Source organism: Pantoea sp. LS15 (genome assembly GCF_012241585.1).
Lineage (GTDB): Bacteria > Pseudomonadota > Gammaproteobacteria > Enterobacterales > Enterobacteriaceae > Enterobacter.
Map to the genome: position 1 here is coordinate 462,578 of NZ_JAAVXA010000002.1, position 15,595 is coordinate 478,172.

Consider the following 15,595-nt stretch of genomic DNA (forward strand, 5'->3'; position numbering starts at 1 on the left):
TTTGACGCTCCGGCGTCGTCCTTCCTTAACATCCAGGTTAATCAGGTCGCTAAATTTATGACTGATAAGTCTCATCAGTGCGTCATTATAGGCATCGCCGGCGCATCGGCTTCAGGTAAAAGTCTAATTGCCAGTACGCTTTATCGCGAACTGCGTGAACAAGTAGGTGATGAGCACATCGGCGTCATTCCCGAAGACAGCTATTACAAAGATCAATCCCATCTGTCGATGGAAGAGCGCGTAAAAACCAACTATGACCACCCAAATGCAATGGATCACAGTTTACTGTTCCAGCATCTGGAAGCACTTAAGAGTGGTCAGGCGATTGAACTGCCCGTTTACAGTTATGTAGAACATACCCGCACTCAGGAAACCATCCGCATCGAGCCGAAGAAGGTCATCATCCTTGAAGGTATTCTGCTCCTGACGGATGCCCGTCTGCGTGAATCCATGAACTTCTCGATTTTCGTCGATACCCCGCTGGATATCTGCCTGATGCGCCGCATCAAACGTGACGTTAATGAGCGCGGTCGTTCAATGGACTCCGTCATGGCGCAATACCAGAAAACAGTCCGTCCAATGTTCCTGCAATTCATTGAACCGTCCAAGCAATACGCCGATATCATCGTGCCACGTGGGGGCAAAAACCGCATTGCTATTGATATCTTAAAAGCGAAAATCAGCCAGTTTTTTGAATAAGCCGCGTGAATTGTGTACCGTTCAGCGATAACCTGGTTTTACCCTGAGTGTTTACCGCCTCAGGGTACGATGCATGAAAGGAGAAAGTGCCATGCGTCTTTGTGATCGCGATATTGAAGCCTGGCTGGATGAAGGCCGTTTGTCTATTACCCCGCGTCCACCGGTGGAGCGTATCAATGGTGTGACCGTTGATGTGCGGTTGGGGAATAAATTCCGTACCTTTAGTGGCCATACCGCGCCGTTCATCGACCTCAGCGGGCCGAAGGATGAAGTCAGCGCCGCGCTTGATCGCGTGATGAGTGATGAAATCGTCATCGACGAAGGCGAAGCCTTTTATTTGCACCCAGGTGAACTGGCGCTGGCGGTGACGTATGAATCCGTGACGCTGCCGGCGGACCTGGTTGGCTGGCTGGATGGCCGCTCTTCACTGGCGCGACTGGGGTTGATGGTTCACGTGACCGCGCACCGTATTGATCCCGGCTGGTCTGGCCGTATCGTGCTGGAGTTCTTCAATGCCGGTAAACTGCCTCTGGCACTGCGCCCGGGCATGATGATTGGTGCGCTGAGCTTTGAACCGCTGACTGGCCCGGCCGAGCGTCCTTATAACCGCCGTCAGGACGCAAAATATCGCGACCAGCAGGGTGCGGTTGCCAGCCGTATTGATAAAGACTGATCAGTTAGTCCACTGAGGATGCCATGAGAAGAGTTCTGACAACGCTGATGATTTTGCTGGTGGTGCTGGTTGCTGGCCTTTCAGCGTTGGTTCTGCTGGTTAACCCGAATGATTTCCGCGCTTATATGGTGCGGCAGGTCGAAGCTCGTAGTGGTTATCAACTGAAGCTTGATGGGCCGCTGCGCTGGCACGTCTGGCCACAACTCAGCATTCTCTCTGGCCGCATGTCATTAACGGCGCCGGGGGCATCTTTACCACTGGTCTCTGCAGACAACATGCGTCTTGATGTGGCGCTGATCCCTCTCTTTTCTCACCAGTTGCAGGTTAACCAGGTGATGCTGAAAGGCGCGGTGATCCAGCTCACTCCGCAGACCGAAGCTGTGCGGAACGCAAATGCGCCGGTTGCGCCGCGAGAAAATACCTTACCTGATGAACCGTCTGATACGGGCTGGTCATTTGATATCGGCAAACTGAAGGTGGCCGATAGTGTGTTGGTTTTCCAGCATGAAGGTGATGAGCAGGTCACCGTACGAAATATCAACCTGAATATGGAGCAGGATGAGCATCATCTTGCCTCGCTGGATTTTAGCGGCCGGGTGAACCGCGATCAGCGCGATCTGACCCTGTCACTGAATGCCAGCGTGAATGCGTCCGATTATCCGCATCAGCTTACCGCCGACATTCAACAACTGAACTGGCAACTGACGGGAGCCGATCTTCCCACTCAGGGAATAACCGGTCAGGGGACGTTGCAGGCCGTGTGGCGCGAAGAACAAAAACAGCTGGAACTGGATAACCTCAACCTGCAGGCGAATGACAGTAGCCTGAAAGGGCAGGCGAGTGTCTCTCTTGAGGAAAAACCTAAGTGGGTTCTGAATCTACAGTTTGACAAACTTAACCTTGAGAATCTGCTGCCCCCTCTGCCTGCAAGCGCAACAGACAGCGATGTCACGCAAACGGGGCAAAGCCAGGCACCCAAGTCGCGTCCGGTTATCTCGTCCAATCTCGAACAACCTGACTATAACGCGCTGCGCGGATTTACAGCAGATATCCTGCTGAAAGCCAATAGCCTGCGCTGGCGCGGTATTGATTTTACTGATGTAAGCAGCCAGATGTTTAACCATAACGGTTTGCTGGTGATCTCCGAACTGAGCGGTAAACTAGGGGCTGGACACCTCTCACTGCCGGGTACTCTGGATGTCCGTAAAGATGTTCCCAGCGCCGAATTCCAGCCGCGTCTCGATAACGTGGAGATCGGCACCATCCTGAAAGCATTTAACTACCCGATATCTCTGACCGGGCAGTTGACGCTGGCAGGCGACTTCTCCGGCACAAAAATTGATGCCGATGCTTTCCGTCGCGAGTGGCAAGGTCAGGCGCGTGTCGACCTGAAAGATTCCCGTATGGAAGGACTTAACTTCCAGCAACTGGTCCAGCAGGCAGTTGAACGCAGCAGTGATGTGAAAGCCCAGGAAAACTACGACAGCGCAACGCGACTCGACAGCTTCACCACCGACATGACGCTGGATAACGGACTGCTTACTCTGGACGGCATGGAGGGAGTCTCTTCCGTGCTGTCGCTGACGGGTGAAGGTTCACTGGATCTGGTGAAAGAAACGGCGGATACACGTTTTAATATCAGGGTACTTTCCGGCTGGCAGGGTGAAAGTAAGCTGATTGACTTCCTGAAAGAGACACCGGTTCCGCTTAGCGTATACGGCAAATGGCAGGCGCTGAATTACAGCCTTCAGGTGGATCAGATCCTGCGTAAGCATCTGCAGGATGAGGCCAAACGTCGGCTTAACAACTGGGCAGATCGTAATAAAGATTCACAGACAGGCAAGGATGTGAAGAAGTTGCTGGATAAGCTTTGATGTCCGATGTGCCGGGTAAGGCGTAGTCGCCACCCGGCTTTTTTACACCTCAAAATCCATCTCGTCCTCATCCCGCAGGGGGATGATCTGAACCTTCTGCACGCGATGGTTTTCAATCTGTAGCGTTTTGAGCCGATAGTCCCCCACCTGAACCTCTTCCCCCGGCTGCGGGATACGCTGCAAATACTCCATCAGCAGACCAGCAATGGTGTGATACTCACGTTTTTCATCCAGTGGCAGGGGAACGTACTGAATCAGGTCGTCAAGCGGCATATGGCCGTTGGCTGTCCATGAGCCATCTGCATTTCTCTGGATGTCATGGCGAGCATCAATCTCATCCACCTCGTTTGGCAAATTACCGGCGATGGTTTCCATCACGTCGCTGAGCGTGACCAGCCCTTCAACCGAACCAAACTCATCTACGACAAAAGCGAAGTGCGTGCGCGCGTTACGGAATTGCTCAAGGGCAGAGAGCAGATGCAGCCCCTCGGGGAACACCAGTGGCTGGCGCACCAGCACGCGCAGGTTTAACGCTTCACCGTGTAACTGTTGTTGCAGCAGGTCGATGACATGTACCACCCCCAGCAACTCTTCCTCTTCCTCACCGCCAGTCACGACCACACGGGTATGCTGGTTTCTATCCAGCAATGCGCGAATGTGTTCTTCCGGTGCTGTCAGGTCGATATGCTCGATATCGTGACGTGAGGTCATAATACTGCTGACTGAACGCTGATTCAGATTGAGCACCCGCTCAATCATTAGCCGCTCCTGCGGGTTAAAGATCTGCCCGTCGTTATGATCGGCCAGCATCGCAGAGGATTCGGCATCTAACTCTGCGTCCTCTTTTTGTCCGCTGAGCAGGCGCATCACGGTGTCGGCAGTGCGCTGACGCAGGCTCTGGTTTGCTGACAAAAAGCGACGACGGTTGAATATGGCGAGTTGGTTCAGTGACTCAATCATCACCGAGAAGCCGATCGCGGCGTACAGGTAGCCTTTAGGAATATGGAAGCCAAAACCGTCGGCTACCAGGCTAAAGCCAATCATCAGCAGGAAGCTCAGGCAGAGGATGACGATGGTCGGGTGGCTGTTCACAAACCGCGTCAACGCTTTGCTCGCCATTACCATCAGCGTGATGGCGATAATCACCGCAGCCATCATGACGGCAAGATGGTCCACCATCCCGACGGCTGTGATCACTGAGTCCAGAGAGAAGACCGCATCCAGTACCACAATCTGTGCCACTACCGGCCAGAATTTAGCTCCCCGTCGCTGGGTGGGATTTTCGCTGTCTTTCCCTTCGAGCCGTTCGTTCAGTTCTACTGTGGCTTTGAACAACAGGAACAACCCGCCGAAGAGCATGATCAGATCGCGGGCACTGAAGCTGAGATTATATAAAGTAATCAGCGGCTTAGTTAGTGTGACCAGCCAGGAAATTGACGCCAGCAGCAGCAATCGCATCGCCATCGCCAGCAGTAAGCCCGTCACGCGCGCGCGGTCGCGCTGGGAAGGGGGAAGCTTTTCAGCAAGGATGGCGATAAAGACCAGATTATCAATACCGAGAACTAATTCGATGACGACCAGCGTAACCAACCCGGCCCAGATTGATGGATCGGCAATCCATTCCATAGTAAGAGCAATACCTTCTGTTATATGACTAATGTCACACTTCGATCATGGATAAAGCTGAAAGAAATTGCAATGCCGGGATGCGATTTCTCTTAATACATTGTGCTAAACAGAGTGTCATAGATTCAAACTGTAAATAAGGTAAATACGTAGATTTAATTACAGAAAGAAATTTTAGGATATATCGCAGCTAATGGTTTTTATTTTTATATTGTCAATATAAAGAAAATCCTAAAAGGTAAAAACTTTGCTCTTAATATTAATCTTAAAAACAGATATTGAGAGAGATGTCTCCTTGCCTGCTATTAGGTAAGCTGCAACAATTCTCCCGGCACCAAATGTTAAATCTCGGTGTTGCAATTATTGTTTTGGTCTTCAGACAGGGTTATTCATTATCCGTTGGATGTTTCAGGCGGTTGATATATTTCCAGAAGACCATCCTCAAGAGGGTGTCTATCCATAACACATTGTTTAGTCAGTGGATTGGTAACTGAAAGCCAAGGGCGGTAGCGTGCCTGAAAGCGTGTGAATCAGCCCCGGTTATTCTGTCAAGAGCCAATGGATGAATAAGCTTTTTTTAGGACTGATGCCAGTTATATTTCTATTTGATTAACTGCATGCTGAAACCCAATACAGCTCGAGCTTATTTAAATTGAACGGGATAATTACTCTGCCAAAGTGATAAATAATCAATGATGAAATCCAAAATGAAATTGATGCCATTATTGGTATCTGCACTCTTGATGAGCGGTTGTACGGTCTTTCCCGGCAGCAATATGTCCACTATGGGCAAGGACGTGATTAAACAACAAGATGCCGATTTTGATCTCGACAAAATGGTGAATGTTTATCCACTCACGCCGCGTCTGGTGGAACAATTGCGTCCACGTCCAAATGTTGCCCAGCCGAATATGTCTCTGGACCAGGAGATTGCCGCTTACCAGTACCGCGTGGGGCCGGGTGACGTTATCAACGTGACCGTCTGGGACCACCCTGAACTGACCACTCCTGCGGGTCAGTACCGTAGCTCAAGCGACACCGGGAACTGGGTGCAGTCTGACGGCACCATGTTCTATCCCTATATCGGCAAAGTTCATGTTGCCGGCAAAACGCTTGCCGAGATCCGTAGTGATATTACCGGCCGCTTAGCGCAGTACATCGCTGACCCGCAGGTGGACGTTAATATCGCCGCATTCCGCTCGCAAAAGGCCTATATCTCCGGCCAGGTGAACAAATCAGGTCAGCAGGCCATCACCAACGTCCCACTGACTGTGCTGGACGCCATTAACTCTGCGGGTGGCTTAACCGATGGTGCCGACTGGCGCAACGTGGTGCTGACCCACAACGGTAAAGAGCAGCGTATTTCGCTGCAGGCGCTGATGCAAAACGGCGATCTGACCCAGAACCGGCTGCTCTATCCGGGGGACATTCTTTACGTGCCACGCAATGACGATCTGAAAGTCTTCGTGATGGGGGAAGTGAAGAAACAGAGCACCCTCAAAATGGACTTCAGCGGTATGACCCTGACCGAAGCGTTGGGCAATGCGGAAGGTATCGATCTGACCTCGTCTAACGCCAGCGGCATCTTTGTGATCCGTCCGCTGAAAGGTGAGGGCAGCGCGAAAGGCAAGATTGCCAACATTTATCAGTTGGATATGTCCGATGCGACATCGCTGGTAATGGCAACGGAGTTCCGTCTCCAGCCATACGATGTGGTGTACGTCACCACCGCGCCGGTTGCCCGCTGGAACCGCCTGATCAACCAGTTGCTGCCAACCATCAGTGGCGTTCGCTACATGACGGATACGGCGCGCGACATTCATACCTGGTAATCCATGATGTTTAACAAAATTCTGGTGGTATGCGTGGGGAACATTTGCCGTTCCCCCACGGCTGAACGGTTGCTGAAACAGTACCAGCCTGCATTGGTCGTTGAGTCCGCAGGGCTGGGGGCGCTGGTCGGCAAAGGTGCTGATGAGCGCGCAACGAGCGTGGCCCGGGATCATAACCTTTCTCTTGATGGACACATTGCCCGCCAGGTCACCGGCCGGATGTGCCGGGAGTATGACCTGATCCTGACGATGGAAAAACGCCATATTCATGCGCTATGCGATATCGCACCGGAGATGCGCGGGAAAGTGATGCTGTTTGGTCACTGGGAAAATGAACGTGAAATTCCCGACCCGTATCGCAAAAGCCATGAGGCCTTCGAGGCGGTTTACACCTTACTTGACCAGTCTGCCCAACAATGGGCGCAGGCACTGAAAGCTCAGCAGGGATAACAATGACAGAAAAAACAAGACTTTCTGCCGCCCCGACTTCGGGCAGTGATGAAATTGATATTGGGCGCCTGGTCGGCACGGTTGTAGAGGCAAAGTGGTGGGTGCTTGGGATCACCGCCGTGTTTGCCGCTGCCGCTGTCGTCTATACGCTGTTCGCAACGCCTATCTACAGCGCTGACGCGCTGGTGCAGATTGAACAAAATACCGGAAATTCGCTGGTGCAGGATATCGGTTCTGCGCTGGCGAACAAACCGCCGGCATCCGACGCTGAAATTCAGCTGATCCAGTCGCGTCTGGTTTTGGGTAAAACGGTACATGACCTCGGACTCGATATCTCCGTCACCAAAAATACCTTCCCGGTATTTGGTGCCGGTTGGGATCGTTTGATGGGGCGTAACAATGACACGGTGAAAGTCACTGACTTCGTGCTGCCGAAAGGGGCTGCCGATCAGACGTTTACCCTGACGGTGCTTGGCCCGAAACAGTACCAGTTGACCAGCGATGCGGGCTTTAGCGCGCGCGGCGAAGTGGGACAGATGCTGACCAAAGAGGGCGTCAGCATGATGGTCAGCGCGATTAACGCCCATGAAGGGGGAGAGTTTACCGTCACTAAATTCTCCACGCTGGGGATGATCAACAATCTGCAAAACAACCTGACCGTCACCGAAAACGGTAAGGACACCGGTGTTCTGAGCATGACCTTTACCGGTGAAGATAAAGATCAGATTCGCAATATCCTGAACAGCATCACCCGCAACTATCTTGAGCAGAACGTCGAGCGTAAGTCTGCTGAAGCAGCGAAAAGCCTGGCCTTTCTCGCGAAACAGCTTCCGGAAGTGCGTGCCCATCTGGATGAGGCCGAGAACAAGCTGAACGCCTATCGTCAGGATAAAGACTCTGTCGACCTGCCGCTGGAGGCGAAATCAGTTCTCGATTCGATGGTCAACATTGATGCTCAGCTTAACGAGCTGACTTTCAAAGAAGCCGAGATTTCCAAGCTCTATACCAAACGTCACCCGGCCTACCGCACGCTGCTTGAGAAACGCCGCACGCTGGAAGAGGAAAAGGCAAAGCTCAACGGCCGTGTGACCGCGATGCCGAAAACGCAGCAGGAAATCGTGCGTTTGACCCGCGACGTGGAATCGGGCCAGCAGGTTTATATGCAACTGCTGAACAAACAGCAGGAGCTGAAAATCACCGAAGCCAGTACCGTCGGGGACGTCCGTATTGTTGACCCGGCCATTACTCAGCCCGGTGTGTTGAAGCCGAAGAAAGCGCTGATTATTCTCGGCAGCATTATTCTCGGCCTGATGCTCTCCATCGTTGGCGTGCTGCTGCGTTCGCTGTTCAACCGCGGTATCGAAAGCCCGCAGGTGCTGGAAGAGAATGGTATCAACGTCTACGCCAGCATCCCGCTGTCTGAATGGCAAAAGTCCCGTGACAGCGTCAAAACCATCAAAGGCGTTAAGCGTTACAAACAAAGCCAGTTGCTGGCGGTGGGTAACCCAACCGACCTTGCCATCGAAGCGATCCGTAGCCTGCGCACCAGTCTGCATTTCGCCATGATGCAGGCCAAAAACAACGTCCTGATGTTAACCGGTGTTAGCCCGTCAATCGGTAAGACCTTTGTCTGCGCCAACCTGGCGGCGGTGGTCAGCCAGACTAACAAGCGTGTTCTGCTGATCGACTGTGATATGCGCAAAGGCTATACCCATGAACTGCTGGGCACCAACAACACAAATGGTCTGTCGGAAATCCTGCTCGGCAAAGGTGAGATCAGCCAGAGTGCGAAACCGACAACGATCCCGAAATTCGACCTGATCCCACGTGGACAGGTACCACCGAACCCATCTGAACTGCTGATGAGCGAGCGTTTTGCCGAGCTGGTGGAGTGGGCAAGTAAGCATTACGACCTGGTGCTAATTGATACCCCGCCAATTCTGGCCGTGACCGATGCCGCCGTGGTTGGCCGTCTTGCAGGTACCACGTTGATGGTCGCGCGCTATGCGGTGAACACCATTAAAGAAGTGGAAACCAGCCTGAGCCGCTTCGAACAGAACGGGATTGAGGTCAAAGGGGTGATCCTGAACTCCATCTTCCGTCGCGCGAGCGGGTATCAGGATTACGGTTACTACGAGTACGAATACAAATCTGACAGCAAATAAAAATCCCCCTCACCCCGCCCTCTCCCTCCGGGAGAGGGCGGGGTGAGGGATAAGGGGAAGACCATGACCACACAACGCCCTTTAGTTTCTATCTATATGCCGACATGGAATCGTCAGCAACTGGCGATCCGCGCGATTAAATCCGTCCTGCGACAGGATTACGATAACTGGGAGCTGATCATCGTAGATGACTGTTCCTCTTCGTATGAGCAGTTGCAAAAGTTTGTCACTGACCTCAATGACCCGCGCGTTAGCTATACCCATAACGCGATCAACTCCGGCGCGTGTGCGGTGCGTAATCAGGCGATTATGCAGGCGAAAGGGCAATATCTGACCGGAATTGATGACGATGACGAATGGACGCCGAACCGTCTGTCGACATTCCTGTCGCACAAGGAACAGTTGGTCACGCATGCTTTCCTGTATGCCAACGATTACGTCTGTCAGGGCGAAGTCTACTCGCAGCCTGCCAGCCTGCCGTTGTACCCGAAATCACCGTACTCCCGCCGCCTGTTCTACAAGCGCAACATTATTGGTAACCAGGTCTTTACCTGGGCGTGGCGCTTTAAAGAGTGCCTGTTCGATACCGAACTCAAGGCCGCGCAGGATTACGACATCTTCCTGCGGATGGTGGTGGAATACGGTGAGCCATGGAAAGTGGAAGAGGCCACGCAGATCCTGCATATCAACCACGGGGAGATGCAAATCACCTCCTCGCCGAAGAAATTCTCGGGTTACTTCCATTTTTACCGCAAGCACAAGGACAAGTTTGACCGTGCCAGCCGGAAGTATCAGCTCTTTACTCTTTATCAGATCCGCAACAAGCGCATGAACTGGCGCACGTTGCTGACATTGCTGTCCGTGCGTAACGGCAAGCGTCTGGCTGACGGGCTTCGGGGGAAATAATGTTTCTGGAAGATTGCCGCGCAAACAGCTGGAGCCTGCGCCCGTGCTGCATGGTCCTGGCATACCGCATCGCGCACTTTTGCTCGGTGTGGCGCAAGAAAAATGTGCTGAACAATATCTGGGCGGCACCGGTGCTGGTGCTATACCGCATCATCACTGAATGCTTTTTTGGTTACGAGATTCAGGCCGCTGCCACCATTGGCCGCCGCTTTACCATCCACCACGGCTATGCGGTGGTGATCAATAAATTCGTGGTCGCCGGGGATGATTTCACTATTCGTCATGCGGTCACCATCGGTAACCGTGGGCCAGACAGTCTTGCCTGCCCGGTTATCGGCAATAACGTCGAGCTCGGCGCGAACGTGGTGATCATTGGCGATATCACGATTGGTAACAACGTCACCATTGGCGCTGGCAGTGTGGTGCTGGACAGCATTCCGGATAACGCGCTGGTGGTGGGAGAAAAAGCCCGCGTGAAGGTAATTAAATGAATATTTTGCAATTTAACGTACGCCTCGCAGAAGGCGGGGCGGCTGGCGTGGCGCTGGATCTGCACCAGCGCGCGCTGCAAAAAGGGTTACAGTCCCGTTTTGTCTATGGCTATGGCAAAGGGGGTAAGAAAAGCGTTAGCCACGATCGCTATCCGCAGGTGTTGAAACAGACCCCACGATTGACGTCGATTGCCAACATTGCCCTGTTCCGCCTGTTTAACCGCGATCTGTTTGGCAACCTGAATAACCTCTACCGCACCGTGACGCGAACCACCGGTCCGGTGGTGCTGCATTTTCATGTGTTGCACAGCTACTGGCTCAACCTGGAAGAGGTGGTGGCGTTTTGTGAGAACGTGCAGGCACATAAACCGGACACCCGTTTTATCTGGACGCTGCACGATCACTGGAGTGTAACGGGCCGCTGCGCGTTTACCGACGGTTGCGAAGGCTGGAAAAATAACTGCCAGAAATGCCCGACATTAAATAACTACCCGCCAGTGAAAGTGGATCGTGCTCATCAACTGGTGGCAGGAAAGCGCCAGCTGTTCCGCGACATGCTTTCGCTGGGGTGCACGTTTATTTCCCCAAGCCAGCATGTGGCGGATGCGTTCAACAGCCTTTACGGGGCAGGGCGCTGCAAGATTATCAACAATGGCATCGATGTGGCGACGGAAGCCATTCTTGCCGAGCTGACACCGGTGGCCGAAACCACGGGCAAACCGAAAATCGCTATCGTTGCACATGACCTGCGTTACGACGGTAAAACCAATCAGCAACTGGTGCGCGACATGCTGGCGCTGGGTGACAACATTGAGCTGCACACCTTCGGTAAGTTTTCCCCGTTCGAAGGGGCAAACGTGGTCAATCACGGGTTTGAAACTGACAAACGCAAACTGATGAGCGCACTCAACGGAATGGATGCGCTGGTGTTCAGCTCCCGCGTGGATAACTACCCCCTGATCCTCTGCGAGGCGCTCTCTATCGGTGTGCCCGTGATTGCCACCCACAGCGATGCAGCGCGTGAAGTGCTGGAAAAATCGGGCGGTAAAACGTTCGCTGAAAACGAGGTGCTGCCGCTGGTGCAACTGCCAAAAGCCGATATCGCGCAGGCCGTATTTGGTACTGACCTGGAATCGTTCCGCAAGCGCAGCCGCAAGGCCTACAGTGGACAACAGATGCTGGAGGAGTATGTCTCGTTCTATCAGAATCTGTAGTTATCTGTTGCTGCCGCTGATCTACCTGCTGGTTAACGTTAAGATTGCCCAGCTCGGCGAAAGCTTCCCGATAACTATCGTTACTTTCTTGCCTGTCCTGCTTCTGCTGTATGTCGATAAAATCAACCTTAAGAAGCTGATGATTGCCCTGGGGATGGGCACGGGCCTGACGCTATTTAACTACATCTTTGGTCAGTCACTGGATGCCAGTAAATACGTCACCTCGACCATGCTGTTTGTTTATATTGTTATTATTATCGGTATGGTCTGGAGTATTCGTTTTAAAACGATTTCTCCGCACAATTATCGGAAAATCCTTAGGTTCTTTTATATTGCCGTTGCGTTAATTGTTATGCTTGCTGCACTGGAAATGGCGCAAATTATTTTGACCGGTGGCAGCAGTCTGATGGAGATAATTTCGAAGTATCTCATTTACAGTAACAGCTATGTATTGAACTTCATCAAGTTTGGCGGGAAGCGTACCACAGCCCTCTATTTTGAACCGGCGTTTTTCGCTCTGGCGTTAATCTCAATTTGGCTCAGCATCAAACAGTTTGGTATCAAAACGCCTAAGACCGATGCTATGATTCTTGCAGGAATTGTTCTGTCAGGATCGTTCTCAGGGGTAATGACATTTATCCTGTTTTACCTGCTTGAGTGGGCGTTCCAGTATCTGAACAAAGAGGCGATTAAGAAAAAACTGCCGCTGGCGATTATCTCCCTGACGGTATTTATGGTAGGCGTGATATTTGCTTTTCCTTACATCTCAGAACGTCTGGGTGATTTGGGAACAGAAGGGTCTTCGTCTTATTATCGCATCATTGGTCCGCTGGTGATGGTGGGTTATTCCTTAACCCATATTGATGGTGTAGTAAGATTCGGCTCACTTTACGAATATGTTGCATCATTCGGAATCTTTAACGGTGCGGATGTCGGTAAAACCATAGACAATGGTCTGTATCTGTTAATTATTTATTTTTCGTGGTTTGCAGTACTGTTGACAATTTGGTATCTGTTTAAAGTTTTCAAAATGATGATTAACGCGTTTGGTGATAACCAGAACTTTCGCGTGCAACTTTATCTGTTTACGCCAGTGTCGCTGTTTTTTACCGGTTCAATATTTAGCCCGGAATATGCTTTCTTAATTGTTTGTCCGTTTATTCTGCGTAAAGCGCTTAATATTACGAATTCATGACGAGGTGGTCTTATGTTTCTAAGCGTCATTACTGTCGCTTTTCGTAATTACGAAGGGGTGGTAAAAACCTGGCGCTCGCTGCGCAATCTGGCGCGCGATCCAAGCCTCACTTTTGAATGGATCGTGGTTGATGGCGGGTCGAACGATGGCACGGCGGAGTTTCTGGAAAAACTCAACGGTGAGTTCAACTTACGCTACATCAGTGAGAAAGATAAAGGCATCTACGATGCGATGAATAAAGGCATTGAGATGGCGCAGGGGCGCTATGCGATCTTCCTGAACTCTGGCGATGTGTTCCACGACGACGTGGCGCAATTTGCTCGTCAACTGTCACGACAGAAAGATGATGCCATGGTGATCGGTGATGCGCTGCTGGATTTCGGAGATGGCCATAAAGTTTGCCGTAGCGCGAAGCCGGGTTGGTATATCTACCATAGTTTACCCGCCAGTCATCAGGCCATTTTCTTTCCGGTAAAAGGTCTGAAAAAGCAGCCGTACGACTTGCAATATAAAGTGTCATCCGATTATGCGCTGGCAGCCAGTTTATATAAGTCCGGCTACCCGTTCCGTCGAATTAAAGGCCTGGTGTCTGAGTTTTCCATGGGCGGTGTGTCAACCTCGAATAATCTGGAATTGTGTAAGGATGCAAAAAGCGTACAGCGTAAAATATTGCGCGTGCCAGCTTTCTGGGCAGAACTGTCTTATTTATTGCGTCTGAAGACCACGGGTAAAACCAAAGCCTTATATAACAAAGCCTGAAATATAAGGAAACGCAATGCAGGATCTTAAAGGATTCACCGTGCCGAAAGGCTTTCGCGGTGGTAATGGTATTAAGGTGCAGTTGTGGTGGGCCGTTCAGGCAACGTTATTTGCCTGGTCGCCGCAAATATTGTACCGCTGGCGGGCATTTTTATTACGCCTGTTTGGCGCAAAAATCGGAAAAAACGTAGTCATCCGACCTTCAGTGAAAATTACCTATCCGTGGAAATTAACACTTGGGGATTACGCATGGGTAGGGGATGACGCGGTGTTATATACCCTTGGCGAAATTACGATTGGCGCAAATTCGGTGGTTTCACAGAAGTGTTATCTGTGCACCGGTAGCCACGACTTTATGAGTCAGCATTTTGATATTACCGCGTCGCCCATTGTGATCGGTGAAAAATGCTGGCTGGCGACAGATGTTTTTGTTGCACCGGGTGTTTCTGTTGGCGATGGCACGGTAGTGGGTGCCCGCAGCAGCGTTTTTAAATCGCTACCGGCAAATAAAGTTTGCCGTGGCAACCCCGCAGTGGTGATACGCGAACGCGTTGAAACTGATTAAATTCATAAGTAGAGGAATATAAACATGTCTAAAGTCGCTCTCATCACCGGCGTTACCGGGCAGGATGGTTCTTACCTGGCAGAGTTACTGCTGGAAAAAGGGTATGAAGTGCACGGTATTAAACGTCGTGCGTCTTCTTTCAACACTGAACGTGTGGATCATATTTATCAGGATCCACATGCGGCGAACCCGAAATTCCATCTGCACTACGGCGACCTGACCGATACCTCAAACCTGACCCGTATTCTGCAGGAAGTGCAGCCGGATGAAGTGTACAACCTGGGGGCGATGAGCCACGTAGCCGTTTCTTTCGAATCCCCGGAATACACCGCTGACGTTGATGCCATGGGCACGCTGCGTCTGCTGGAAGCGATTCGTTTCCTTGGTCTTGAGAAGAAAACCCGTTTCTACCAGGCATCTACCTCTGAGCTGTACGGTCTGGTGCAGGAAATCCCGCAGAAAGAGACCACGCCGTTCTACCCACGTTCACCCTACGCGGTAGCAAAACTGTACGCCTACTGGATCACCGTAAACTACCGTGAATCCTATGGCATGTACGCCTGTAACGGCATTCTGTTCAACCACGAATCTCCACGCCGCGGCGAAACTTTCGTGACCCGTAAAATCACCCGCGCAATTGCCAATATCGCTCAGGGCCTGGAGTCTTGCCTGCACCTCGGCAACATGGACTCCCTGCGTGACTGGGGCCATGCCAAAGACTACGTGAAAATGCAGTGGATGATGCTGCAGCAGGACAAACCTGAAGACTTCGTCATTGCGACCGGCGTGCAGTATTCCGTCCGTCAGTTCGTTGAAATGGCTGCGGCACAGCTGGGCATCAAACTGCGCTTCGAAGGCACTGGTGTGGATGAGAAGGGCATTGTGGTTTCCGTCACTGGCCACGACGCACCGGGCGTGAAACCAGGCGACGTGATTGTTCAGGTTGACCCGCGTTACTTCCGTCCTGCTGAAGTGGAAACCCTGCTGGGTGACCCAACCAAAGCGCACGAGACCCTGGGCTGGAAACCAGAGACCACTCTGCAGGAGATGGTTTCCGAGATGGTAGCCAAAGATCTTGAAGCAGCGAAAAAACACTCCCTGCTCAAGTCTCATGGCTACGAGGTTGCCATCGCGCTGGAGTCCTGA

General features: G+C 51.8%; 14 protein-coding genes. 13 read left to right on the top strand and 1 reads right to left on the bottom strand.

Annotated features, from left to right (window positions below):
• The first annotated feature begins 57 nt into the window (after nucleotides 1-57).
• The 3 genes from udk (at nucleotide 58) to asmA (ending at nucleotide 3,246) form a co-directional block, all read left to right on the top strand.
• A complete protein-coding gene (gene udk, locus HED65_RS05580) occupies nucleotides 58-699 on the top strand; it encodes a uridine kinase (protein WP_008500855.1) in 642 nt (213 codons plus the stop codon).
• A gap of 91 nt (nucleotides 700-790) precedes the next feature.
• Nucleotides 791-1,372 carry a dCTP deaminase gene (dcd, locus tag HED65_RS05585; RefSeq protein ID WP_114977763.1) on the top strand — a complete coding sequence of 194 codons (582 nt, stop codon included), beginning with the start codon at nucleotides 791-793 and terminating at the stop codon, nucleotides 1,370-1,372.
• 23 nt (nucleotides 1,373-1,395) lie between these two features.
• Nucleotides 1,396-3,246: an outer membrane assembly protein AsmA gene (gene asmA, locus HED65_RS05590; protein ID WP_114977764.1), complete on the top strand. Its 1,851-nt coding sequence runs from the start codon at nucleotides 1,396-1,398 to the stop codon at nucleotides 3,244-3,246.
• Nucleotides 3,247-3,288: 42 nt separating this feature from the next.
• On the opposite strand, the gene HED65_RS05595 is transcribed toward asmA, so the two are convergent.
• Nucleotides 3,289-4,872 carry a TerC family protein gene (locus HED65_RS05595; protein WP_114977765.1) on the bottom strand — a complete coding sequence of 528 codons (1,584 nt, stop codon included), beginning with the start codon at nucleotides 4,870-4,872 and terminating at the stop codon, nucleotides 3,289-3,291.
• Nucleotides 4,873-5,564: 692 nt separating this feature from the next.
• Between HED65_RS05595 and HED65_RS05600 the strand changes: the two genes are divergently transcribed.
• The 10 genes from HED65_RS05600 to gmd all read left to right on the top strand — a co-directional run bounded on the left by HED65_RS05600 (nucleotide 5,565) and on the right by gmd (nucleotide 15,595).
• Complete coding sequence (locus tag HED65_RS05600; RefSeq protein ID WP_028016366.1) at nucleotides 5,565-6,704, top strand: polysaccharide export protein; 1,140 nt, start codon at nucleotides 5,565-5,567, stop codon at nucleotides 6,702-6,704.
• A gap of 6 nt (nucleotides 6,705-6,710) precedes the next feature.
• A complete protein-coding gene (gene wzb / locus HED65_RS05605) occupies nucleotides 6,711-7,154 on the top strand; it encodes a low molecular weight protein-tyrosine-phosphatase Wzb (RefSeq protein ID WP_114977766.1) in 444 nt (147 codons plus the stop codon).
• 2 nt (nucleotides 7,155-7,156) lie between these two features.
• Nucleotides 7,157-9,319: a tyrosine-protein kinase Wzc gene (gene wzc / locus HED65_RS05610; protein WP_114977767.1), complete on the top strand. Its 2,163-nt coding sequence runs from the start codon at nucleotides 7,157-7,159 to the stop codon at nucleotides 9,317-9,319.
• A 63-nt stretch (nucleotides 9,320-9,382) separates the two neighbouring features.
• Nucleotides 9,383-10,225, top strand: a complete 843-nt coding sequence (gene wcaA, locus HED65_RS05615; protein ID WP_114977768.1) for a colanic acid biosynthesis glycosyltransferase WcaA — start codon at nucleotides 9,383-9,385, stop codon at nucleotides 10,223-10,225.
• Complete coding sequence (gene wcaB / locus HED65_RS05620) at nucleotides 10,225-10,716, top strand: colanic acid biosynthesis acetyltransferase WcaB (protein ID WP_023312402.1); 492 nt, start codon at nucleotides 10,225-10,227, stop codon at nucleotides 10,714-10,716. The genes wcaA and wcaB overlap by 1 nt, the downstream gene beginning before the upstream one ends.
• On the top strand, nucleotides 10,713-11,930 hold the full coding sequence (wcaC, locus tag HED65_RS05625) for a colanic acid biosynthesis glycosyltransferase WcaC (protein ID WP_114977769.1): 1,218 nt from the start codon (nucleotides 10,713-10,715) through the stop codon (nucleotides 11,928-11,930). Before wcaB ends, wcaC begins: the two co-directional genes overlap by 4 nt.
• On the top strand, nucleotides 11,905-13,125 hold the full coding sequence (wcaD, locus tag HED65_RS05630) for a colanic acid polymerase WcaD (protein WP_028016371.1): 1,221 nt from the start codon (nucleotides 11,905-11,907) through the stop codon (nucleotides 13,123-13,125). Before wcaC ends, wcaD begins: the two co-directional genes overlap by 26 nt.
• Nucleotides 13,126-13,137: 12 nt before the next feature.
• Complete coding sequence (gene wcaE / locus HED65_RS05635; RefSeq protein WP_114977770.1) at nucleotides 13,138-13,884, top strand: colanic acid biosynthesis glycosyltransferase WcaE; 747 nt, start codon at nucleotides 13,138-13,140, stop codon at nucleotides 13,882-13,884.
• Nucleotides 13,885-13,900: 16 nt separating this feature from the next.
• Nucleotides 13,901-14,449, top strand: coding sequence for a colanic acid biosynthesis acetyltransferase WcaF (gene wcaF / locus HED65_RS05640; RefSeq protein WP_114977771.1), 549 nt, complete (start codon nucleotides 13,901-13,903; stop codon nucleotides 14,447-14,449).
• Between the two features lie 24 nt (nucleotides 14,450-14,473).
• On the top strand, nucleotides 14,474-15,595 hold the full coding sequence (gene gmd, locus HED65_RS05645) for a GDP-mannose 4,6-dehydratase (protein WP_028016374.1): 1,122 nt from the start codon (nucleotides 14,474-14,476) through the stop codon (nucleotides 15,593-15,595).

What these genes read in the sequence shown, in the direction of transcription:
- wcaA (WP_114977768.1), top strand. Translation starts at nt 9,383, where the DNA reads ATGACCACACAACGCCCTTTAGTTTCTATCTATATGCCGACATGGAAT.
- gmd (WP_028016374.1), top strand. Translation starts at nt 14,474, where the DNA reads ATGTCTAAAGTCGCTCTCATCACCGGCGTTACCGGGCAGGATGGTTCT.
- dcd (WP_114977763.1), top strand. Translation starts at nt 791, where the DNA reads ATGCGTCTTTGTGATCGCGATATTGAAGCCTGGCTGGATGAAGGCCGT.
- udk (WP_008500855.1), top strand. Translation starts at nt 58, where the DNA reads ATGACTGATAAGTCTCATCAGTGCGTCATTATAGGCATCGCCGGCGCA.
- wcaB (WP_023312402.1), top strand. Translation starts at nt 10,225, where the DNA reads ATGTTTCTGGAAGATTGCCGCGCAAACAGCTGGAGCCTGCGCCCGTGC.
- wcaE (WP_114977770.1), top strand. Translation starts at nt 13,138, where the DNA reads ATGTTTCTAAGCGTCATTACTGTCGCTTTTCGTAATTACGAAGGGGTG.
- HED65_RS05595 (WP_114977765.1), bottom strand. Translation starts at nt 4,872, where the DNA reads ATGGAATGGATTGCCGATCCATCAATCTGGGCCGGGTTGGTTACGCTG.
- asmA (WP_114977764.1), top strand. Translation starts at nt 1,396, where the DNA reads ATGAGAAGAGTTCTGACAACGCTGATGATTTTGCTGGTGGTGCTGGTT.
- wzb (WP_114977766.1), top strand. Translation starts at nt 6,711, where the DNA reads ATGTTTAACAAAATTCTGGTGGTATGCGTGGGGAACATTTGCCGTTCC.
- wcaF (WP_114977771.1), top strand. Translation starts at nt 13,901, where the DNA reads ATGCAGGATCTTAAAGGATTCACCGTGCCGAAAGGCTTTCGCGGTGGT.
- wzc (WP_114977767.1), top strand. Translation starts at nt 7,157, where the DNA reads ATGACAGAAAAAACAAGACTTTCTGCCGCCCCGACTTCGGGCAGTGAT.
- wcaC (WP_114977769.1), top strand. Translation starts at nt 10,713, where the DNA reads ATGAATATTTTGCAATTTAACGTACGCCTCGCAGAAGGCGGGGCGGCT.
- wcaD (WP_028016371.1), top strand. Translation starts at nt 11,905, where the DNA reads ATGTCTCGTTCTATCAGAATCTGTAGTTATCTGTTGCTGCCGCTGATC.
- HED65_RS05600 (WP_028016366.1), top strand. Translation starts at nt 5,565, where the DNA reads ATGATGAAATCCAAAATGAAATTGATGCCATTATTGGTATCTGCACTC.